We start from the raw sequence: 20777 nt of genomic DNA on the forward strand, positions 1-20777 counted from the left end.
ATGGCAACGCTTGAAATCCGAGACCTGCACGTCACCGTCGAGGCCGACAACGCCACGAAGGAGATCCTCAAGGGCGTCGACCTCACCGTGAAGCAGGGCGAGACGCACGCCATCATGGGCCCCAACGGCTCCGGCAAGTCCACCCTCGCCTACTCGCTCGCGGGTCACCCGAAGTACACGATCACCGAGGGCACCGTGCTGCTCGACGGCGAGGACGTCCTGGCGATGTCCGTCGACGAGCGCGCCCGCGCCGGCCTGTTCCTGGCGATGCAGTACCCGGTCGAGGTCCCCGGCGTCTCGGTCTCCAACTTCCTGCGCACCTCCGCCACCGCCGTCCGCGGCGAGGCCCCCAAGCTGCGCACCTGGGTGAAGGAGGTCAAGGAGGCCATGGAGCGTCTCCACATGGACCCCGCCTTCGCCGAGCGCAACGTCAACGAGGGCTTCTCCGGCGGTGAGAAGAAGCGCCACGAGATCCTCCAGCTCGAACTGCTCAAGCCCAAGATGGCGATCCTGGACGAGACCGACTCCGGCCTCGACGTCGACGCCCTGCGCATCGTCTCCGAGGGCGTCAACCGCGTCCGCGAGACCGGTGAGGTCGGCACCCTGCTGATCACGCACTACACGCGCATCCTGCGCTACATCAAGCCCGACTACGTCCACGTCTTCGCGGCCGGCCGCATCGTCGAGTCCGGTGGCCCCGAGCTCGCGGACAAGCTGGAGAACGAGGGCTACGAGGCATACGTGAAGGGTGGCGCATCCGCGTGACACAGCTGTCGGGCCTCCTCGACACCGAGGCGATCCGCAAGGACTTCCCCGTTCTGGACCGCGTCGTCCACGACGGCCGGAAGCTCGTGTACCTGGACAACGCGGCGACGAGCCAGAAGCCGCGCCAGGTGCTGGACGCCCTCAACGAGTACTACGAGCGTTACAACGCCAACGTCCACCGCGGCGTGCACGTCCTCGCCGAGGAGGCCACGGCACTCTACGAGGGCGCGCGCGACAAGGTGGCCGAGTTCATCAACGCGCCGAGCCGCGACGAGGTGATCTTCACCAAGAACGCCTCCGAGTCGCTCAACCTCGTGGCCAACATGCTGGGCTGGGCCGACGAGCCCTACCGGGTCGACCACGAGACCGAGATCGTCATCACGGAGATGGAGCACCACTCCAACATCGTGCCGTGGCAGCTGCTGGCGCAGCGCACGGGCGCGAAGCTGAAGTGGTTCGGCCTCACCGAGGACGGCCGGCTCGACTTGTCCAACATCGACGAGATCATCACCGAGAAGACGAAGATCGTCTCCTTCGTGCTGGTCTCCAACATCCTGGGCACGGTCAACCCGGTCGAGGCGATAGTGCGCCGCGCCCAGGAGGTCGGCGCGCTGGTGTGCGTCGACGCCTCCCAGGCCGCGCCGCACATGCCGCTGGACGTGCAGGCCCTCCAGGCCGACTTCGTGGCCTTCACCGGCCACAAGATGTGCGGCCCGACCGGCATCGGCGTGCTGTGGGGCCGCCAGGAACTGCTGGAGGACCTGCCCCCGTTCCTGGGCGGCGGCGAGATGATCGAGACCGTCTCGATGCACTCCTCGACGTACGCCCCGGCACCGCACAAGTTCGAGGCGGGCACGCCCCCGATCGCGCAGGCGGTCGGCCTGGGCGCGGCGATCGACTACCTCCAGGCCATCGGCATGGAGAAGATCCTCGCCCATGAGCACGCGCTGACCCAGTACGCGGTGGAGCGCCTGGCCCAGGTCCCGGACCTCAAGATCATCGGCCCGACCACGGCCGAGGACCGGGGCGCCGCGATCTCCTTCACGCTGGGCGACATCCACCCGCACGACGTGGGCCAGGTCCTGGACGAGCAGGGCATCGCGGTCCGCGTCGGCCACCACTGCGCCCGTCCCGTCTGCCTGCGTTACGGAATTCCCGCGACCACGCGAGCGTCGTTCTATCTGTACTCCACGCCGGCCGAGATCGATGCTCTGGTCGACGGCCTGGAGCACGTACGGAACTTCTTCGGCTGAGAGGCGTGTGCTGAGACCGTGAAGCTGGATTCGATGTACCAGGAAGTCATCCTGGACCACTACAAGAACCCCCACGGGCGTGGTCTTCGGGATGGCGACGCCGAGGTGCACCATGTGAACCCGACGTGCGGCGACGAGATCACCCTCCGCGTGAAGTACGACGGCACCAAGATCGCGGATGTCTCGTACGAGGGCCAGGGCTGCTCCATCAGCCAGGCCTCGGCGTCCGTGCTGAACGAACTCCTCGTCGGCAAGGACCTGCCCGAGGCGCAGAAGATCCAGGAGACCTTCCTGGAGCTGATGCAGTCCAAGGGCAAGATCGAGCCGGACGACGCGATGGAGGAGGTGCTGGAGGACGCCGTGGCGTTCGCCGGTGTCTCCAAGTACCCCGCGCGGGTCAAGTGCGCCCTCCTGAGCTGGATGGCGTGGAAGGACGCGACGGCCCAGGCGCTGGATGGCGCCGACGCCGAAAGGAAGACCGCATGAGCGACACCGTCGAGATGAAGCCGGCCTCCGAGGAGGAACTCCGCGAGGCCCTGATGGACGTGGTCGACCCCGAGCTGGGCATCGATGTCGTCAACCTCGGCCTGATCTACGGCATCCACGTGGACGACTCCAACGTGGCGACCGTGGACATGACCCTGACCTCGGCGGCCTGCCCGCTGACCGACGTCATCGAGGACCAGGCCAAGTCCGCCACGGACGGCATCGTCAACGAGCTCCGGATCAACTGGGTCTGGATGCCGCCGTGGGGCCCGGACAAGATCACCGACGAGGGCCGCGAGCAGCTGCGCGCCCTGGGCTTCAACGTCTGACAGCGCTTCGGTGAGAGGGGCCACGGCTTGCCGTGGCCCCTTTTCCGTACGCTCGATGTGTACGCCCGTACATATGATGTGTACGCTCGTACACATGGGATACCTGACGCTCGCCGGTGCCATAGCCGCCGAGGTGTGCGCGACGACGGCGATGAAGTACAGCCACGGTTTCAGCAGGCCGTGGCCCTCGCTGGTGACGGCGCTGGGGTATCTGGTCTCCTTCGTGCTGCTCGCGCAGACCCTGAAGTCCGTGCAGATCGGCACGGCGTACGCGATCTGGTCCGGGGTGGGCACCGCGGCCATCGCCGTGCTCGGGCTGCTGCTGTTCGGAGAGGGGCTGGGCATGGCCAAGATCGCCGGGATCGTGCTGATCATCGGGGGAGTGGTGGTGCTGAACCTCGGCGGGGCGAGCCACTGATGGCCCGGCGCCACGACCCCGGCCGGCGGCAGCGGATCATCGACGCGGCGATCCGCGTAGCCGCCCGGGACGGGCTCGCCGGGCTGAGCCACCGCACGGTCGCCGCGGAGGCCGACGTTCCGCTCGGCTCCACCACGTATCACTTCGCCACCCTGGACGAGCTGCTGGTGGCGGCCCTGTGCCAGGCCAACGAGGGCTTCGCCGGGGTGCTGGACGACAGCGGCGTCGCGGCCGCCCCCGGCACCGACCTCGCGGCCGGGCTCGCCCGCGTCCTCGGGCGGTGGCTGGGCGGCGACCGCCCGGGCGCCGAGCTGGAGTACGAGCTGTACCTCGCCGCCCTGCGCCGCCCGGCCCTGCGCCCCGTCGCCGCCCAGTGGACCGAGGAGACGGTCGCCCGCCTGTCCGCCCGTGTCGACCCCGTGACGGCCCGCACCCTGGTCGCCCTGATGGACGGCATCTGCCTCCAGGTGCTGCTGACCGGGGGTTCCTACGACGAGGAGTACGCGCGCGAGGCCCTGGGCCGGGTGATCGGCCGGGGCCGTGACCGCCGCACGGACGGCGCGCGGGCAGACGCGCCCGGCACATGAGACACGGTTCGCTCCCGCACCCCGCCCCACGTTAGGTTTTCCCCATGACCGACACTGCTTCCCGTACCACCGGCGCCGTCGCCGCCGGTCTTGCCACCATCGCCTCCGACGGCACCGTTCTCGACACCTGGTACCCCGCGCCCGAACTGGTCGCGGAGCCGGGCCCGGCCGGCACCGAGCGGCTGTCCGCCGAGCGCGCGGCGGAGCTGCTGGGCGGCGGCGCGACCGCGGCGACCGGCCCGGACGCCCGCCGGGGCGTCGAGGTGGTCGCGGTCCGCACGGTCATCGCCTCGCTGGACGAGAAGCCGCTGGACGCGCACGACGTCTACCTGCGGCTGCACCTGCTCTCGCACCGCCTGGTCAAGCCGCACGGCCAGAGCCTGGATGGCATCTTCGGCCACCTCGCCAACGTCGCCTGGACCTCGCTCGGTCCGGTCGCCGTGGACGACGTCGAGAAGGTGCGGCTGAACGCGCGCGCCGAGGGCCTGCACCTCCAGGTCACCTCGATCGACAAGTTCCCGCGCATGACGGACTACGTCGCCCCCAAGGGCGTCCGGATCGCCGACGCCGACCGGGTCCGCCTGGGCGCGCACCTGGCCGAGGGCACCACCGTGATGCACGAGGGCTTCGTCAACTTCAACGCCGGCACGCTCGGCACGTCGATGGTCGAGGGCCGGATCTCCGCCGGTGTCGTCATCGGCGACGGTTCGGACATCGGCGGCGGCGCCTCCACCATGGGCACCCTCTCCGGCGGCGGCAACGTCATCATCTCGATCGGCGAGCGCTGCCTGATCGGCGCCGAGGCGGGCGTGGGCATCGCCCTGGGCGACGAGTGCGTGGTGGAGGCCGGTCTCTACGTCACCGCGGGCACCCGGATCACCATGCCCGACGGCCAGATCGTCAAGGCCCGCGAGCTCAACGGCGCCTCCAACATCCTCTTCCGCCGCAACTCGGTCACCGGCACGGTCGAGGCCCGCCCGAACAACGCTGTCTGGGGCGGCCTGAACGACATCCTGCACAGCCACAACTGACGCTTCCCGCACGCCCCGAGCGCCCCTCGCCGATGTGGTGAGGGGCGCTCGTCATGCCGGGGACAGTCCGGCCGCGAACTTTGCCAGGGCCCCGAAGTCGCCCTCGCGCAGGCCGATGCGCGGGTCCACGTGGTGCAGCAGGGCGGGGCCGGGGTGGTGACCGGTCACGAACGCGGTGTCCGCGGGGCTCTGTTCGTCGTCCACCCAGGCGAACGGCCGGCCGCCCGCGTACGCCACGATCGCCTCCGTCTTCCAGTGCACCCCGTCGGGGCGGTGCGCGAACAGGCCCGTGCCGAAGTCGACGTAGGGCAGCTCGGGCAGGCCGAGGACCGGGGCGATCCAGCGGTTGGCCTCGGCCATCCAGGTCGTCGCCCAGCACAGCTCGTAACCGAGGGCCAGCAGCGCGGGGCCGTGGGCCGGATTCAGCCAGACCCGCAGCGGGCTACGGGAGTCCAGGGGGACACGGATCGTCGTGTAACCCTCCGGCCGGCGCTCCGGCCGGGCCGCGTACGGGTTCAGGGGGCCGTCGACGTCCAGGAACAGCAGGGGTCGGCTCACCCGGACACCGTACGGCAGAGCGGGGGTGCGAGGTCAGTCTCGCGTCAACTCCTCGTGGAGAGCGACGAGTTCGGCGGTCGCGGCGGGGGAGGCCGGCAGCAGCGGGGCGCGGACCGGGCCCGCGGGGAGGCCGAGACGGGCGAGGAGGGCCTTGGCGGTGACCGTGCCGGGCAGGCCCGCGGCCGTCATGGCCTCGATCAACGGGGTGGCGCGCAGCTGGAGCCGCGCGGCCAGGGCGGTGTCGCCCGCGTCGAAGGCGTCGAGGACCGCGGCGATGTGCCGGGGGGCCGCGTTGGCGGCGGTGCTGACGCAGCCCGCCGCGCCGAGGGCGTAGAGGGCGAGGTTCTGTTCGTCGCAGCCCGCGTAGTAGGCCAGGTCCGTGCGGGCCAGCACCTTCTGGGTGCCGAGGAGGTCGTAGGAGCAGTCCTTGACGCCGACGATCCGGGGGTGTTCGCAGAGGCGGAGCATCGTCTCCGGCTCGATCCGGGTGCCGGTGCGGCCGGGGATGTCGTAGAGCAGCACCGGGAGTTCGCTCGCGTCGGCGACGGCGCGGAAGTGGGCGGCCACCGCCTCCTGGGGCGGCCTGCTGTAGTACGGCGCCACCACCAGGGCGGCGTCGGCGCCCGCCTTCTCGGCGGCGCGGGCGAGTTCCACGGTGTGCCGGGTGTCGGCGGTGCCGATGCCCGCGATCAGCGGGACCCGTGCGCCGACCGCCTCCCGTACGGCCGCGATCAGCTCCGCCTTCTCGGTGTCCGTCGTGGTCGGGGACTCGCCCGTGGTGCCGTTGAGGACCAGGCCGTCGCAGCCCCGGGCCACCAGGTGGGCGGCCAGTTCCCCGGCTCCGGCCCGGTCCAGCGCGCCCTCCTCGGTGAAGGGGGTGATCATCGCGCAGAGGGTGCGGCCGAAGGGGGACCGCCGGTGTGTGCTCGTCATGGGAGTAGTGTCGGCGGCACATCGGTGAAGCTCTACTTAATTCTTCTTCACGATATCTGTAAGTTCGCTTACCGGTTCCGGGTGTGGCGCAAGGTCGTGTGTCCAAGTCGGCCCGTCATGGGTCACTATGGCCAAAGGGTCGTCACCGACGTCAGCCATGGGAGGCACCATGAAGCTCGGCAAGGCACTGGCCACCGGAGTCGCCGAGGAGCGGCCGCTGGTGCAGGAGGAAGAGACCCGGCAGCCCGTCGAGGCGGAGCGCGCCGCACCGGCCGAGCCGGCCCGCGAAGAGGTCCCGGCCGTCCGATGAGGCTGCGGCTCCCGGCGGAACGCCCCACGGAGCCGCCGACCGGCTACAAGATCGCCCACCCGGTGCTGTCCCAGGACGGCACCCGGGTGGGGTTCACCGGCGTGTCGCTCGGCGGCGCGCTTCCGTACGGGGTTCTCGACGAGGCGTCCTGCGTCTACGGGCGCAGGCACCGCCCACCCGCGCGCCTGTGCGACTGCGGCTTCCACTGCGTCCACGACCGCGCCGCCGCCGAGGCCCTGCGCTGCACCGCCGAGCACCGCACGGCGCTGCTGCTCGACGTCACCGTGCTCGGCGCCTACATCCGTTTCGAGCGCGGTTTCCGTTACGCCCGCCAGCGGGTGCGCACCGCCACCGCGGGGCCTTGCGCCTGCGGTGCCACCGCGGCCGTGCTCGCCGACGCCGGCTGGGGCAGACCCGGCTGGCGCGTGCTGGCCCCCTGTTGCGCGGGCTGTGCGCGCGGCCGTACGTCCGTCACCCTCGCGCGGTTCGCCCGGCTGGCCGGGCAGGGGCTGCGGGTGCGGGCGGACGGCGGCGTCCGTGCCGAGGCCGCCGTCGGGCCGGACCCGGGCACCGAGCCGAGCGTGCCCGAACTGGTCGCGGAGGCGGCGCTGTTGCAGGCGCGGCTCGACTGGTTCCAGTCCCAGCTCGCGCGCCTCGGCGAGCGCGGGGCCGGGGGCGAGGGCGAGGGCTGACGTTCCCCGGCCCGGGTACCCGGATGTCCCGTACAGAGAGGAGGCGGGACACCGTGACCGTGACCTCGCACACGCGACCCGCAATCGACACCCGACCCCGACGACTCGACGGACACCACCCGTCCACGGGTGAACTCGTCAACCGGGCCACCGAACAGATGTCCCGACTGCTCCGGCAGGAGGTCGCCCTCGCCAAGGCGGAGCTGACCGAGAAGGGCAAGCGCGCCGGACGCGGCGGCGGACTGCTGGGCGCCGCGGGCGCCCTCGCCTACGTGGGACTGATCGTGCTGGCCGGCGCGGCCACCGCCGCCCTGCGGCTGGTGCTGCCCCTGTGGGCGGCGGCGCTGGTCGTCGCGGTGGCGCTGTTCCTAGTGGCCGCCGCGCTGGCCGTCACCGGGCGGGCCCAGCTGCGCCGCGCGGGCTCGCCGGTGCCCGAGAGGACGATCGGCAGCGTCAAGGCCGATGTCGACGTGATCAAGGAAAGGGCGCATCGATGACCGACAGGACCCCCCACCGCCCGGGCGCCAAGGGCCCCGACGAGCTGCGGCGGCAGATCGAGCAGACCAGAAGCCAACTGGGCGACACCGTCTCCCAGTTGGTGGACCGGGTCGATGTGAAGGGCCGGGCGCGGGCGCGGGCCGCCGACCTGCGGGACAAGGCGGGCGCCATGACCGTGCAGCTGCGCTCCACCGCCGCCCACGCCGGGCACGGCGCCCAGGACCGGGCCGCGAGCGCGGCGCAGGCGGTGCGGGGCCGTGCCGCGCAGGCCGGGCACGCCGTGCAGGGGACCGGGCACGCCCTCCAGTCCCGGGTCACCGGACACGGCGGTCCGGGGGCGGACGGACAGCCCCTGAGCGACCGTGCCGTCGAGGCCGGACGCCATGTGCAGGACAGGGCGCTGGACGCCGGGCACCGGGTCCAGGACAAGGCCGCCCAGGCGGGCACCCGCGCCCAGGACAAGGCCGCCCGGGCCGGTGCCCGGGTCGCCGCACCCGCGCGCAAGGTCTCCGAGGGCCTGCGGGAGCTGCCGATGCCGGTGCTGATCGTGGGCGCCGCCGGCGCGTTCGCCCTGATCGCCGGGGTACTGCGCCGGGGGCGCGCCCGCCGCTCCTGCTGAGACCCCGGGGTCCCTGCCCGGACATCGCGACACCCTCTCACCGAAAACTCCGTCCGTCTGGACAAGAAAAGTTTTCGGTGAGAGGGTGAGCGCATGCTGGATGTGACCGTGATCGAGGACCCCGAGGCCGCGGCCGTGTCGCTGGACCCCGTACGGGCCCGGCTGCTCGCCGAACTGACCGCCGGACCGGCGTCCGCGGCCATGCTGGCCGCCAAGGTCGGACTGCCCCGGCAGAAGGTGAACTACCACCTCAGGGCGCTGGAGCGGCATGGACTGGTCGAGCTGGCCGGGGAGCGCCGCAAGGGCAATGTCACCGAGCGGCTGATGCGCGCGAGCGCCGCGTCGTACGTCATCTCGCCGGCCGCCCTGTCCGCCGTGCAGCCGGACCCGGACCGCTTCCGGGACCAGCTGTCCGCGCGCTGGCTGCTGGCGCTCGGCGCCCGCCTGGTGCGCGACGTCGGCGCGCTGCTCACCGGCGCCGCCAAGGCCCGCAGGCAGCTCGCGACCTACGCGCTGGACGGCGAGGTCCGCTTCGCCTCCGCCGCCGACCGTGCCGCCTTCGTGCAGGAGCTGACGGCGGGCGTGAGCGCCCTGGTGCGCAAGTACGACGCCCCGGACGCCGAGGGTGGCCGGGACCACCGGATCGTCGTCGCCCTCCACCCCACGGTCAAGGACCACCCCGCCCCGGAAGGCCGAGCAGGAGCCCTGTCATGAGCAAGGAATTCGAGATCGCCCGCGAGTTCGAGGTCGACGTCCCGCCCGAGCGGGTGTGGGAAGCGGTCACCACCGGCACCGCGGGCTATCTGTGGCCGATGGACGCGCCCGAGCCGCGCGAGGGCGGCCGGGGGCCGTTCGGCTCGACCGTCGTCGCCTGGGACCCGCCGCACCGCTACGCGAGCCGCAGCGAGGACGTGGGCATGCCCACGCAGTCGCTCAACCAGCTCGACCACACCATCGAACCCCGCGACGGGGGCCGCCGCGCCTGGGTGCGCTACGTCCACAGCGGCATCTTCACCGACGACTGGGACAACCAGTACGACGGCGCGAACCGGCACACCGACTTCTATCTGCACACCCTGCGCGAGTACCTGACGCACTTCGCGCCGCGCCCCGTCGCCTTCGCCCAGGTGACCGGGCCCGCGGCCACCGCCACGCCGGGCGCGCTCGCCGCCGCGGGCCGCGCGCTCGGGGTGCCCGACGACGCGGTGGCGGGTGCCGAGGTGAGCGTCCGGGGACCCGGCGGGCGGGCCCTGGACGCCGTACTGGACTACCGCGACGCCTGCTTCGTCGGGCTGCGCACCGGCAGCGCCCTCGTCCGCCTCTTCGGCCGCGGCCGCTGGGGCGCGCCGCTCGGCATCAGCGTGCACGACTTCGCGCCGGACGCCGACGCCAAGGCGAACGAGGCCGCCTGGCAGGACTGGCTGAACGGAGCGTTCGCCCGGTCCTGAACGCACCGGACCGGTCCTGCCCCCTCAGGACCGGTCCCCGCCGCCTTTGATCAGGGGCGGAAGCGCAGCACCTGCGGGTCGTGGTCGCTGATCTGGTCGTGGAACTCCGAGTTGATGTGCACGCTGTCGTACGCGAAGTCGTCGCGACGGACCGCCGGGCTGATCAGGATCTGGTCCAGCACCTGTGCGTTGCCCTGGTAGTCGTAGGTGTAACGCTCGCTCGCGGGCAGCGACTTGATCGCCGACCACAGCTCGCCGTCGCCCTCCAGGATCTGCGCGGTGCCGGAGAACTCGAAGTCGTTCATGTCGCCGACCGCGAGGACGTTCGCGTTCTTCTGGACCTTCAGGATGTCCTTCACGAACGCGTTGACCTCGACCGCCTGGGCGTGGCGCTGGTTCTCCGAGCTGCGCGTGACCGGCTGGTACTGGCTGGTCAGCGGCTGGTCGCCGCCCTTGGAGACCAGGTGGTTGGCGATCACGAAGACGGTCTTGCCGCGGAAGACGAACTGGCCGACCAGCGGCTTGCGGCTGTTCTGCCAGGCCGCACTGGCCGGGTCGATCCGGCCCGGGGAGGCGGTCAGTTCGGCCTTGCCGTGCACCTTGGTGACGCCGACCGCGGTGGTGGAGTCGCCGCCCGCGCGGTCCACGAAGGACACCCGCTCGGGGTTGAACAGGAACACCTGGCGGATGTTGCCGCCCGGCTCGCCGCCGTCCTGGTCGTTGACCGGGTCGATGGCGCGCCAGTCGTAGCGGGGGCCGCCCGCCGCGACGATCGCGTCGATCAGCTTGTTCACGGTGACGCTCGCGTCGACCGTGCCGTCGTCCGTCGCGCCGTTGTCGTCCTGGATCTCCTCCAGGGACACGATGTCGGGCGACTGGAGGTTGTGCACGATCGCCGCGGCGTGCTCGTCGAAGGTGTTGTCCGACGGGTCGAGGTTCTCGACGTTGTACGTCGCCACCGCGAGCTGCTTGTCGGACTGCTTCTCGGTGGTCTCGCGCTGCAGCCCGCCGCTCTCCAGCGTGCCGAGCCGCCCGGCGACCAGGGTGTAGCCGCCGTACTGGTTGAAGTCCAGCGGGCCGGTGGTGGTGCCGGTGAGGGTGTCGCCGACGTCGGCCGTCGGGAAGTCGGCGGTGGCGCCCAGCGACTGGATCTGGAGCCGGCCCGTGTTCTGGGAGTCGTAGGAGCCGTAGACCGTGCCGCCGCGGGCGGCGCGGTGCTCGTCCGGCTTCACCGTGACCCACAGCTCGGCGTAGGGGTCGGTGGCGGTGACCACTCGGACGTCCTTGACCTGGACGTTCATGCCCTCCAGGGACTCGTAGTAGTCCAGGGCGTACGTGTCGGGCCGCAGCGGCAGGTTGTTGATCGAACCGCCGTCGGCGCTGTCCCCCTGCGGGGCGTACCGGTCCGGCACCGAGTCCGCGTCGATGACGACCGGCGCCGGAACGGCGTTGCCCTTGGAGACGGTGGTGACCGTCGGCTTGCTGATCTCCGTCAGGGACTGGTTGCCGGTGGCGGCACCGCCCGGGACGTACTCGGAGACCGTGCCGGTCACCGTCACCGCGTCGCCGACGGCGACCTTGGGCGTGGAGCTGGTGAAGACGAATATGCCCTCGCTGGTCGCCGGGTTGTCGTCCGGCGTCGGGTCCTGGAGCCAGAAGCCCTTGGAGGAGCCGTAGGTGCGCGTGGCCGTGACGATGCCGGGCACGTCCGTCACCTTCTGCCCGGCGTACGGCGACAGCCGGGTGGTGCCCTGGATGTCGTGGATGCGCACCGAGTCGGCGTGCGCGGGGGAGGTGAGGACGATGGCCGACGCGGCGGAACAGACGGCGGCGACGGTGAGCGCGGCGAGGCGCGCGGTGGACCTGCTCGGCAAGGGATCCCTCCGGGGCGTGACTGGGTGCCGGGACGAGGCGGCATGGGAGCGTGTGGGGGTCGTTGCCCTCCGTGACGCGCGTAGAGCCGGGTGAACGGCCGTTCCCCCCGATTTCTACGCGCGTCAATCTCCAGCCTGGGCCGGGGAGTTGTCAAGGTTTCGGCCATGTACGGGAGGCGGCCGGGAGATGAACCGGGCGGCATGGGTGGAAATCCGTCTAGGCTGAGGGGCTGAGCCCGTTCACGCTCCGAGGAGATCCAGCCGATGTCAGACAGCTCCCCCCTGCCGCCCGTACGGCTGCACTCCGAAGCGGAGCTGGCGCGCGCCGCGCTGTCCACGCCCTTGCTCTCCCGGGCCGCCCGCCTCGCCCGCTGGGCCGGCCCCGGCACCCGGGTGGACGCGGGCGGCAGCCTGATCGAGGAACAGCTTCCGGCCGCCGCCGAAGAGCTGGGCCTCACCGGCGACGACGCGGCCGCCTACGCCGCCGAGGCCTGGCGGGTCGCGCTGGACTCCGGCCTGGTCGAGATCGCCGACGAGGAGGCCGGGACGGTCCGCGCGGGCGAGGCGCTGGGGCTGCTCACCGGCTCCCCGCACGAGGTGCTCACCGTGTGGCTGGCCGCCCTGGAGACCGTGCTCGCCGACGCGAGCGTGCCCGACCTGGACGATCTGGTGGACGCGTTGGACGAGGGCGGCGAGATCGATTTCTCGTCACTCGACTGGGACCCCGAGGCGGAGGCGGAGATCCTCGACGCCGTCCTCGGCAACCTCTATCTGCTGACCGTGAGTGAGGACGGCGCCGGGAACGGGCCCGTGCCGCTGCCCGCCCTCGCCGCGTCCGTGATCGTGCCCGACGACATGGGCGAACCCACCGACGACGTGCTGGAGCAGGTCTCCGACGCGATGATGCGCCTGGACGACCAGTTCCGGACGCTGGAGCCGGTCGGCCTGGTCGAGTACGAGCCGGTGGACGAGGCGCTGATGGCCGACGCCGACGAGGAGCCCGGGGCCCCGCTGGACGAGACCGACGTCTCCCGGTACGGCATGGTCCGCCTCACCCCGCTCGGCGCGTACGGGCTGCGCGCCCGGCTGCTGGAGGCGGGCTTCGACGCGCCGGCCGTCGGCGACCTCGCCGACAAGGGCGCGGACGCGCTGCTGGACGGCACCGCCGGCTTCGGGCCGGCCGCCGCCCGCGCCGAGACCGAGCAGTGGCTGGCCCGCCACGAACCGCTCGCCGCCGCACGGGAGTTGCTGGCCGCGGCGCGCGGCGCGGACGCCGGGGCGCCGCTGCGGCGGCTGCGCTGCCAGCAGGCGCTGTCCCTGGTCGGCGCGGAGGCCGAGCCCGCGCTGCGGGAGGTGCTGGACGATCCCGAACTGGGCGGCCTGGCCCGGGTCTGGCTCAGCGAGCGGGGCGCCGGTGAGGTGCCGGCGCCGTCCCAGGAACTGGTCTTCTGGCTGACCATCGACACCGTCGCCGCGCAGCTCGCCGCCGAGGGCAACTCCGAGGAACTCCAGGCCCTGGTGGAGGGACTGGCCGAGCAGCACAGCGGGTTCTTCGCGGCGGCGTGGCGGGTGGAGCATCCGGCGACCGCCGACGTACTGGAGGCGATGGGCCGGCTGCACCCGGACAAGAAGGTGGCGAAGGAGGCCCGCAAGGCCGCGTTCAAGGCGAGGTCGCAGCAAGCGGGCTGAGCACCCGGGGCGGTCCGGGCTTGGGACGGCCATGGGGTCGGGTATACGGATTCTTGAACAAGGGACCTCGATGCGGCCTCCTGTTCAACTCCCGTTCAGGCACCGGCGGGAGCGTGTGCGCCGAACGAGGTCCGCCGCCCTCCACGGCCCACCCATCCGTCACAGGAGACACCATGTCGCTCACCCGCAGGGACTTCGCCAGGACATCCGCGCTCACCGGGGCCGGGATCGCCCTGGCGGGCAGCGTCGGCGCCCTGGCGACCGCGCCGAACGCCCTCGCGTCCACGGAGACCGACACCGCGCGCGCGGGCCGCGGCGACGCCGCGGAACACGGGCACCCCGGCCCTGGCTACGGCCCGCTGCTGTCCGACCCCGAGGGCATCCTCGCCCTGCCCGCGGGCTTCTCGTACGAGATCGTCACCTACAGCGGCAGGACCCGTCTGGAGTCCGGGGAGTTCACCCCGTCCAACCACGACGGCACCTCCACCTTCGAGGGCCCCCGGGGCACCACCCTGCTGGTCAACAACCACGAACTGGCGGGCCCGCGCGCCAAGTGGACCTACCCGGTGCCGCTCACCGAGGGCCTGGTGTACGACCCGGCCGCGGCCGGTGGCTGCACCGTGGTCGAGGTCCGCCGGGGCCATGTCGCCGAGTGGGTCGGCATCGCCGGCACCTCGACCAACTGCGCGGGCGGCAACACCCCGTGGGGCACCTGGCTGACCTGCGAGGAGACCGAGGACAAGGCCGGCCACAACGGCATGACCAAGGACCACGGCTACGTCTTCGAGGTGGACCCGGCCGACCGCCGGGCCAACCGCGACCCCAAGCCGGTCAAGGCGCTGGGCCGGTACGCCCACGAGGCGGTCGTGGTCGACCCCAAGCGCGGCCACCTCTACCTCACCGAGGACGCCTCCGGCCCCAACGGACTGCTCTACCGCTGGACCCCGCCGGCCGGTTTCCGGCACGGCCACGGCCGGCTGCGCACCCTCGCCGACGACGCGGGCGCCCTCCAGGCGTTCAAGTGCTTCGACTCCGGCGGCCGGTTCGTGGACGACCTCTCCCGCGCCACGAGGACCGGCACGGTGTACGGCGTCGACTGGGTCGACGTGCCCGACCGCGACGCCCGCACGGTGTCCACGCGCAAGCAGTTCGGCGACGGCCAGGTCACCCGCGCCCGCAAGCTGGAGGGCATGTGGTGGGGCGACGGCGGCGTCTACGTCGTCTCCTCCTACGCCCGTGCGGAGAGCCCGGTCCAGCACGACGGCCAGGTCTGGTTCTACGACCCCCGGCGCCGGACCCTCACCCTCAAGGTGCTGATCGGCGTGAACCCGGACCCGGGCCGGGACGGCGCGTTCGACGGCCCGGACAACATCACGGTCTCGCCGTACGGCGGTCTCGTGATCGCCGAGGACGGCGAGGGCGTCCAGCACCTGTTCGGCGCCACCGACAGCGGCCGCACGTACCCGATCGCCCGCAACGAGCTGAACATCGGCACCGAACAGGAGCCGGAGTACAGCGAGTTCACCGGCGTCACCTTCTCGCCCGACGGGCGGACCCTGTACGCCAACATCCAGACCCCGGGCATCATGGTCGCCATCACCGGGCCCTGGAAGCGCCAGCCCAAGTAGTCGATTCGCCCGCCCGCCCGGAGTGACGCGCGTTCGGCCCACCTGATCTCGGGAGGCGCGCCACACGGTGGGTGCCCGGCCCGTCCCGGCCCCCTCCTCCATCCCCGCGCACGGTCGCGCTGCCGGAGGAGGGGCGGGACGCGCGCCGGCCCCGGCAGTCGTGAGACCCCCGGGGGCGTGGGAGCCGCCCCGGCCGGCTCCCCACGCCGCCCCGGCGAACCCCTCGTCAAAGGGCCTTCGCCGCGGGTTCCACCATGTTCCGGACCGTCCGCGCCTTCACAAAGTCGCCCAGCGCCGTCATCTCCCATTCGCCGGAGAACTGGCGGATCAGCTTGGCCATCATGACGCCCGTCTCGGGTTCGGCGTGGGTGAGGTCGAAGCGGACGAGTTCCTCCTCCGTGGCGGCGTCGACCAGGCGGCAGTACGCCTTGGCGACGTCCGTGAACTTCTGGCCGGAGAACGAGTTGACCGTGAAGACGAGACCGGTGACCTCCTGCGGGATGCGGCCGAGGTCGACGACGATCACCTCGTCGTCGCCCGCCCCCTCGCCCGTGAGGTTGTCGCCGGAGTGCTTGACCGCGCCCTTGAGGATCGTCAGCTTGCCGAAGTAGCAGCTGTCGACGTGGTTGCGCTCGGGGCCGTACGCGATGACCGAGGCGTCCAGGTCGATGTCGCCGCCCCCGAACGCCGGCTCCCAGCCGAGCCCCATCCGCACCTGGGACAGCAGCGGGCGACCGCCCTTGACCAGGGACACCGTCTGGTTCTTCTGGAGGCTCACCCGCCCCTTGTCCAGGTTGATCTTCCCGGTGCCGGGCGCGGGGGCGGGCGGGGCGGCCGGCACCGGGGGAGCGGCCGGAACCGGCGGCGCCACCGGCTGCGGGGGTGCCACCGGCCGCGGCGGGGCCGCCGTCGCCGGTTCCTCCACCGTCACACCGAAGTCGGTGGCGATGCCCGCCAGGCCGTCGGCGTACCCCTGGCCGACCGCGCGGGCCTTCCACTGGCCGCCCCGGCGGTAGATCTCCACGACGACCAGCGCGGTCTCGGCGCCCAGCTGCGGCGGCGTGAAGGTGGCCAGCGGCGCGCCGCCGTCCGCGTCACGGATGGTGGCCGTCGGCTCGATGCCCTGGAAGGTCTGGCCGGCCGCGTCGGGGCTGGCGGTGACCACGATCTTCTCGATCTCCGGCGGCACGGCGGTGGTGTCCACCGTGATCGCGTCGGGAGCGGCACCGCCACCGGACCGGTAGGTCACGCCCGGTCCGGACGGCTGGTTGTAGAAGATGAAGTCGTCGTCCGAGCGCACCTTGCCGTCGCCCGCGAGCAGCAGGCCGGAGACGTCCAGCCGCACGGGGGCGGCCACGTCCACCGTGACGCGCGCGGCGGCCAGCGGGATGTTCGAGCCGGGGGTCATAGCTGTCATGTGGGGGGTAACGAACGAATCCGGTTTACCGTTCCCTTACCACGCGCATCGACCGCGCCGGCGGCCTCGGGCGCGTCACCGCTGGGGCATGACCACGATCTTGCGCCCCACGCCCGCCGCGAACTGCTCCAGGGCCTGCGGGTAGCGGTCCAGCGGGAGGCGGTCGCTGATGAAGACCTCGGGGTCGAGGACGCCGTTCGCGAACAGCTCCGCCGCCCGTTCGTAGCTGTGCAGCACCGCCATGGAGCCGGTGATGGTGATCTCCTGGTTGTAGATGCGGTACGGGTCGATCGTCACCCGGGTCGCGTAGTCCGCCACCCCGAACTGGAGGAAGGTGCCCGCCTTCGCCACGCGTCCCAGGCCGTCCTGGATGGCCGCCGCGTTGCCCGTCGCGTCCACCACCACGTCCCAGCCCTGCGGCCGGTCCAGTTCGTCCGCGCCGCCCGCCGCGGCCGAGACGCCGAGCAGCCGGGCGGTCTCCAGCCGGGCCGGGTTGACGTCCACCATGTCCACGCTCGCCGCGCCCGTGCGCTTGGCCAGCTCCAGCATCATCAGGCCCATGGTGCCGGAGCCGTAGATCAGGACGTGCGCGCCGAGCCGGGACTGGAGGACGTCGTAGCCGCGCACCGCGCAGGACAGCGGCTCCACCAGGGCCGCGTCCTCGGTGCGGACGTGTTCCGGGAGCTTGACGCAGTTGGCGACGGGCGCGACGGCGTACTGCGCGGCGCCGCCCGCCGTCGTCACCCCGATCGCGGCCCAGCGCTCGCACATGTTGTTGTGGCCGGTGCGGCAGTAGCGGCACTCGTGGCAGTACAGGGACGGGTCCACCGCCACCCGGTCGCCGGCCGCGACCTCGGTGACCTGGGTGCCGGTCGCGACCACCGTGCCGGCGAACTCGTGGCCCGGCACGATCGGCAGCTTGGGCGCGAACTCGCCCTGGAGGATGTGCAGATCGGTGCCGCACAGCCCGCACGCGGCGACCTCCACGACGACCTCGCGGGGGCCCGGCGTCGGGTCGGGGACCTCGGTGACGACGGCACGGCCCACGGACTCGATGACGGCGGCCTTCATTTGACGGCTCCCAACGACAGGCCCTGGACCAGCTTGTCCTGGGCGGCGAACCCCGCGGCGAGCACCGGCAGGGAGATGACGAGCGACGCGGCGCACACCTTGGCCAGGAACAGCCCCTGGCTGGTGATGAAGCCGGTCAGGAAGACGGGCGCGGTCTCGGCGACCACACCGGTGAGCACCCGGGCGAACAGCAGCTCGTTCCAGCTGAAGATGAAGCAGATCAGTGCCGTCGCCGCCATGCCGGGCAGGGCGATGGGGGCGACCACGCGGGCCAGGATCGTGGGCAGCCGGGCCCCGTCCACCCGGGCCGCCTCGATGACCGCGACCGGCACCTCGGCGAGGAAGGACTGCATCATCCACACCGCGATCGGCAGGTTCATCGCGGTGTAGAGGATGACCAGCAGCCAGATGTTGTCGAGCATCCCGGCGTTCTTCGCGAAGAGATAGATCGGCAGCAGGCCCGCCACGGCGGGCAGCATCTTGGTGGACAGGAAGAAGAACAGCACGTCCGTCCACTTGCGCACCGGGCGGATCGACAGCGCGTAGGCCGCCGGGAGGGCCAGCAGCAGCACGCACAGCGTCGAGGCGACCGACGCCACCGCGGAGTTGGCCAGCGCCGGCCAGGGGCTCGCGCCGCCGCCGGTGCCGAAGAACTCGCGGTAGCCGTCCAGGGTGAGGGAGGCGGCGAAGGACGGCGGGTTGGTCGCCGCGTCCTGTTCCGAGTGGAAGGACGTCAGCGCCATCCAGGCGATGGGCAGGAAGAAGACGATGCCGGCCAGCCAGGCGACGAGCCCGAGACCGTGACGGCGTACCGCGGTCATGAGCGGCCCACCTCCTCGCGGAACAGGGACGACACCACGCGCAGGGCGAAGGTCGCGATGACGATCGAGCCGATGACGACCAGGACGCCCGCGGCGGAGGCGAGACCGTTCTCGTGGGCCTGGTAGAAGCTCTGGTAGACGGTGTACGGCAGGTTCGCCGTGCCGAGGCCGCCGGACGTGAGGGTGAACACCGCGTCGAAGTTCTGCACGATGTAGATCGAGCCGAGCAGGGCGCCGAGTTCGAGGTAGCGGCGCAGATGGGGCAGCGTGAGGTGGCGGAAGATCTGCCAGTCGCTCGCGCCGTCGACCCGGGCCGCCTCGATCTGCTGCTGGTCCCGGCTCTGCAGCCCGGCCAGCAGGATCAGCATCATGAACGGCGTCCACTGCCACACCAGGGAGGCCTCCACCGCGAGCAGCGGGGTGCGGGAGATCCAGTCCGGCTGGGGGCCGCCGACGTAGTGCAACAGGCCGTTGAGCAGGCCGTACTCGGGGTTGTAGAGCACGTGCTTCCAGAGCAGCGCCGCGGCCACCGGTACCACCAGGAAGGGCGCGATCAGCAGGGTGCGCACGACGCCCCGGCCGCGGAAACGCCGGTCGAGCAGCAGGGCGAGGAGCAGCCCCAGCACCAGGCTGGCCAGCACCACCGCCACCGTCAGCAGCACCGTCGTCCACACCGAGTGGCGCAGGTCCGTGTCGGTGAGCACCTGGCGGTAGTTGTCGAGGCCGGTGAAGCGGCGGGCCTTGGGATAGAGGGCGTTCCAGTCGAAGAAGGAGATCACCAGCGTGGCCACGAACGGCAGCTGGGTGACCACGATCATGAAGACGAGGGCGGGCAGCAGCGGGGCCCGGGTGGCCCAGGCGCGCAGCCGGGCGGGGGGCCGTTTCAGCGTTCTCGGGGGAGCGGCCGCGAGCGGGGCCGTGGTGGTGGCGGTCATCGTCCCTCGTACTCCTTGGAGATCTTCTCGGCGAGCTGCTGGGACTTCCTCAGGGCCGTGCCGACGGACTGGCGTCCGGCGACGGCCGCGCTGATCTCCTGGGAGACCTTGGTGCCGAGATCGGTGAACTCGGGGATGTCGACGAACTGGATGCCGGGCGCGGGCCGCGGCTGCACCCCGGGGTCGTTCGGCCGGCTGCTCTCGATGGCCTGCCGGGTCATCTCCTGGAAGGCCGCCGCCGACCTGCGGTAGTCGGCGTTCTCGTACGTGGACGCCCGTTTGCCCGCGGGCACGTTCGACCAGCCGCTGGTCTCGCCGACCAGTCGCTCGTACTCCTTGCCGGACGCCCAGGAGACGAACTTCCAGGCCTTGTCGGGGTTGCGGGAGGACTGCTGGATGCCCCAGGCCCAGGTGTAGAGCCAGCCGGAGGACTCGGTCTTCTCGACCGGGGCGGGCGCGTAGCCGAGCCTGCCCTTGACCGGGGAGCCCTTGGCCTCCAGGGAGCCGGCCGCGGAGGTGGCGTCGTACCACATGGCGACCTTGCCCTGCGTCAAGTCGTTCAGGCACTCGGCGAACCCGGACTGCGCGGCACCCGACTCGCCGTGGCTGCGCACCAGGTCGACATAGAACTTCGTCGCCTTCTCGAACTCGGGGGAGTCCAGGTGCGCCTTCCACTTCGTGTCGAACCAGGTGCCGCCGAAGGTGTTCACCACCGTGGTCAGCGGCGCCATCAGCTCGCCCCAGCCGGGCAGTCCGCGCAGGCAGATGCCGCGCATGCCGGGCCGGGCGCCGTCCACCTCGGCGGCGAGGTCGGCCACCTGCTGCCAGGTGGGGTGGGCGGGCATGGTCAGGCCCTTCGCCGCGAACACGTCCTTGCGGTACATCAGGAAGGACGACTCGCCGTAGAAGGGCTGGCCGTAGAGCTTGCCGTCGTCGCCGGTGAGGGACTGGCGCATCGGGGCGAGCACGTCCTGCTCGTCGTACGACGGGTCCTTGGCGACGTACGCGTTCATCGGGCGCAGCCAGCCGTTGCGGGCGTAGATCGGTATCTCGTAGTTGGACAGGGTGGCGACGTCGTACTGGCCGGCCTGGTTGGCGAAGTCCTGGCTGATCTTGTCGCGGACGTCGTTCTCCGGCAGCACGGTGAAGTTCACCTTGATGCCGGTCTCCTTGGTGAAGTGCGTCGCGGTCAGCTTCTGCAACTCCACCATCTGCGGATTGTTGACCATCAGCACGTTGATCGAGTCGCCGCCGGATCCGGCCCCGCCCGCCCCGACCCAGCAGCCGGACAGCAGGGGGGTGAGCAGCGTCCCTGCGGCGGCCAGGACGAGCGTGGCTCGCGGCCTCCGTCGGCTCGGGGTGCGCATGGATCACTCCTGGGATGTATGGGGACGTAAGGGGCATCCCGCGGACAG

The 20777-nt window shown here is 71.8% G+C and carries 23 protein-coding genes; 15 read left to right on the forward strand and 8 right to left on the reverse strand.

Annotation, left to right across the window (positions count from 1 at the left end; translation table 11 throughout):
• From sufC to dapD, 7 genes are all read left to right on the forward strand, one after another.
• Window positions 1-765, forward strand: a complete 765-nt coding sequence (gene sufC, locus HZZ00_RS08435) for a Fe-S cluster assembly ATPase SufC (protein WP_070025400.1) — start codon at window positions 1-3, stop codon at window positions 763-765.
• Window positions 762-2018, forward strand: coding sequence for a cysteine desulfurase (locus tag HZZ00_RS08440; protein ID WP_180331614.1), 1257 nt, complete (start codon window positions 762-764; stop codon window positions 2016-2018). The genes sufC and HZZ00_RS08440 overlap by 4 nt, the downstream gene beginning before the upstream one ends.
• A gap of 18 nt (window positions 2019-2036) precedes the next feature.
• Window positions 2037-2504, forward strand: coding sequence for a Fe-S cluster assembly sulfur transfer protein SufU (gene sufU / locus HZZ00_RS08445; RefSeq protein ID WP_180331615.1), 468 nt, complete (start codon window positions 2037-2039; stop codon window positions 2502-2504).
• Window positions 2501-2833 (forward strand): metal-sulfur cluster assembly factor, encoded by a 333-nt coding sequence (locus tag HZZ00_RS08450; protein ID WP_037656710.1) that lies wholly within the window; start codon window positions 2501-2503, stop codon window positions 2831-2833. Before sufU ends, HZZ00_RS08450 begins: the two co-directional genes overlap by 4 nt.
• A gap of 94 nt (window positions 2834-2927) precedes the next feature.
• Window positions 2928-3251 carry a multidrug efflux SMR transporter gene (locus tag HZZ00_RS08455; RefSeq protein ID WP_180331616.1) on the forward strand — a complete coding sequence of 108 codons (324 nt, stop codon included), beginning with the start codon at window positions 2928-2930 and terminating at the stop codon, window positions 3249-3251.
• On the forward strand, window positions 3251-3838 hold the full coding sequence (locus tag HZZ00_RS08460) for a TetR/AcrR family transcriptional regulator (RefSeq protein ID WP_180331617.1): 588 nt from the start codon (window positions 3251-3253) through the stop codon (window positions 3836-3838). The genes HZZ00_RS08455 and HZZ00_RS08460 overlap by 1 nt, the downstream gene beginning before the upstream one ends.
• A 44-nt stretch (window positions 3839-3882) precedes the next feature.
• Window positions 3883-4869 carry a 2,3,4,5-tetrahydropyridine-2,6-dicarboxylate N-succinyltransferase gene (gene dapD / locus HZZ00_RS08465; protein WP_180331618.1) on the forward strand — a complete coding sequence of 329 codons (987 nt, stop codon included), beginning with the start codon at window positions 3883-3885 and terminating at the stop codon, window positions 4867-4869.
• 51 nt (window positions 4870-4920) lie between these two features.
• Here dapD and HZZ00_RS08470 read toward each other — a convergent pair whose 3' ends face one another.
• Window positions 4921-5427: a hypothetical protein gene (locus tag HZZ00_RS08470; RefSeq protein WP_180331619.1), complete on the reverse strand. Its 507-nt coding sequence runs from the start codon at window positions 5425-5427 to the stop codon at window positions 4921-4923.
• Between the two features lie 33 nt (window positions 5428-5460).
• Complete coding sequence (gene dapA, locus HZZ00_RS08475) at window positions 5461-6360, reverse strand: 4-hydroxy-tetrahydrodipicolinate synthase (protein ID WP_180331620.1); 900 nt, start codon at window positions 6358-6360, stop codon at window positions 5461-5463.
• A gap of 169 nt (window positions 6361-6529) precedes the next feature.
• Between dapA and HZZ00_RS08480 the strand changes: the two genes are divergently transcribed.
• The 6 genes from HZZ00_RS08480 (at window position 6530) to HZZ00_RS08505 (ending at window position 9927) form a co-directional block, all read left to right on the forward strand.
• Entirely contained in the window at window positions 6530-6670 is a 141-nt protein-coding gene (locus HZZ00_RS08480) for a hypothetical protein (protein ID WP_180331621.1), read from the forward strand.
• On the forward strand, window positions 6667-7362 hold the full coding sequence (locus HZZ00_RS08485; RefSeq protein WP_180331622.1) for a hypothetical protein: 696 nt from the start codon (window positions 6667-6669) through the stop codon (window positions 7360-7362). The genes HZZ00_RS08480 and HZZ00_RS08485 overlap by 4 nt, the downstream gene beginning before the upstream one ends.
• A gap of 53 nt (window positions 7363-7415) precedes the next feature.
• The gene (locus HZZ00_RS08490; RefSeq protein WP_257585716.1) at window positions 7416-7859 is read left to right on the forward strand and encodes a phage holin family protein; all 444 of its coding nucleotides are present in this window, start codon (window positions 7416-7418) and stop codon (window positions 7857-7859) included.
• The gene (locus HZZ00_RS08495; protein ID WP_180331624.1) at window positions 7856-8479 is read left to right on the forward strand and encodes a DUF3618 domain-containing protein; all 624 of its coding nucleotides are present in this window, start codon (window positions 7856-7858) and stop codon (window positions 8477-8479) included. Before HZZ00_RS08490 ends, HZZ00_RS08495 begins: the two co-directional genes overlap by 4 nt.
• A 93-nt stretch (window positions 8480-8572) precedes the next feature.
• Window positions 8573-9193 (forward strand): helix-turn-helix domain-containing protein, encoded by a 621-nt coding sequence (locus HZZ00_RS08500; RefSeq protein WP_180331625.1) that lies wholly within the window; start codon window positions 8573-8575, stop codon window positions 9191-9193.
• On the forward strand, window positions 9190-9927 hold the full coding sequence (locus HZZ00_RS08505) for an SRPBCC domain-containing protein (RefSeq protein WP_180331626.1): 738 nt from the start codon (window positions 9190-9192) through the stop codon (window positions 9925-9927). Before HZZ00_RS08500 ends, HZZ00_RS08505 begins: the two co-directional genes overlap by 4 nt.
• Window positions 9928-9977: 50 nt before the next feature.
• Here the strand turns inward: HZZ00_RS08505 and HZZ00_RS08510 are convergent, their stop codons facing one another.
• Window positions 9978-11801: an endonuclease/exonuclease/phosphatase family protein gene (locus HZZ00_RS08510; protein ID WP_180331627.1), complete on the reverse strand. Its 1824-nt coding sequence runs from the start codon at window positions 11799-11801 to the stop codon at window positions 9978-9980.
• 264 nt (window positions 11802-12065) lie between these two features.
• Between HZZ00_RS08510 and HZZ00_RS08515 the strand changes: the two genes are divergently transcribed.
• Complete coding sequence (locus tag HZZ00_RS08515; RefSeq protein WP_180331628.1) at window positions 12066-13490, forward strand: hypothetical protein; 1425 nt, start codon at window positions 12066-12068, stop codon at window positions 13488-13490.
• 173 nt (window positions 13491-13663) lie between these two features.
• Window positions 13664-15118, forward strand: a complete 1455-nt coding sequence (locus HZZ00_RS08520) for an alkaline phosphatase PhoX (RefSeq protein WP_180331629.1) — start codon at window positions 13664-13666, stop codon at window positions 15116-15118.
• Window positions 15119-15344: 226 nt separating this feature from the next.
• Here the strand turns inward: HZZ00_RS08520 and HZZ00_RS08525 are convergent, their stop codons facing one another.
• The 5 genes from HZZ00_RS08525 to HZZ00_RS08545 form a co-directional block, all read right to left on the reverse strand.
• Window positions 15345-16526 (reverse strand): TerD family protein, encoded by a 1182-nt coding sequence (locus HZZ00_RS08525; RefSeq protein WP_180333430.1) that lies wholly within the window; start codon window positions 16524-16526, stop codon window positions 15345-15347.
• A gap of 84 nt (window positions 16527-16610) precedes the next feature.
• Complete coding sequence (locus HZZ00_RS08530; protein ID WP_180331630.1) at window positions 16611-17606, reverse strand: zinc-dependent alcohol dehydrogenase family protein; 996 nt, start codon at window positions 17604-17606, stop codon at window positions 16611-16613.
• Complete coding sequence (locus tag HZZ00_RS08535) at window positions 17603-18427, reverse strand: carbohydrate ABC transporter permease (protein ID WP_180331631.1); 825 nt, start codon at window positions 18425-18427, stop codon at window positions 17603-17605. Before HZZ00_RS08535 ends, HZZ00_RS08530 begins: the two co-directional genes overlap by 4 nt.
• Window positions 18424-19362 carry a carbohydrate ABC transporter permease gene (locus HZZ00_RS08540; protein ID WP_180331632.1) on the reverse strand — a complete coding sequence of 313 codons (939 nt, stop codon included), beginning with the start codon at window positions 19360-19362 and terminating at the stop codon, window positions 18424-18426. The genes HZZ00_RS08535 and HZZ00_RS08540 overlap by 4 nt, the downstream gene beginning before the upstream one ends.
• Window positions 19359-20729, reverse strand: coding sequence for a sugar ABC transporter substrate-binding protein (locus HZZ00_RS08545; protein ID WP_180331633.1), 1371 nt, complete (start codon window positions 20727-20729; stop codon window positions 19359-19361). Before HZZ00_RS08545 ends, HZZ00_RS08540 begins: the two co-directional genes overlap by 4 nt.
• Window positions 20730-20777 lie beyond the last annotated feature (48 nt).

Origin of the sequence: Streptomyces sp. NEAU-sy36, from assembly GCF_013423905.1 — a bacterium.
In the GTDB taxonomy this organism is placed as follows: domain Bacteria; phylum Actinomycetota; class Actinomycetes; order Streptomycetales; family Streptomycetaceae; genus Streptomyces; species Streptomyces misionensis.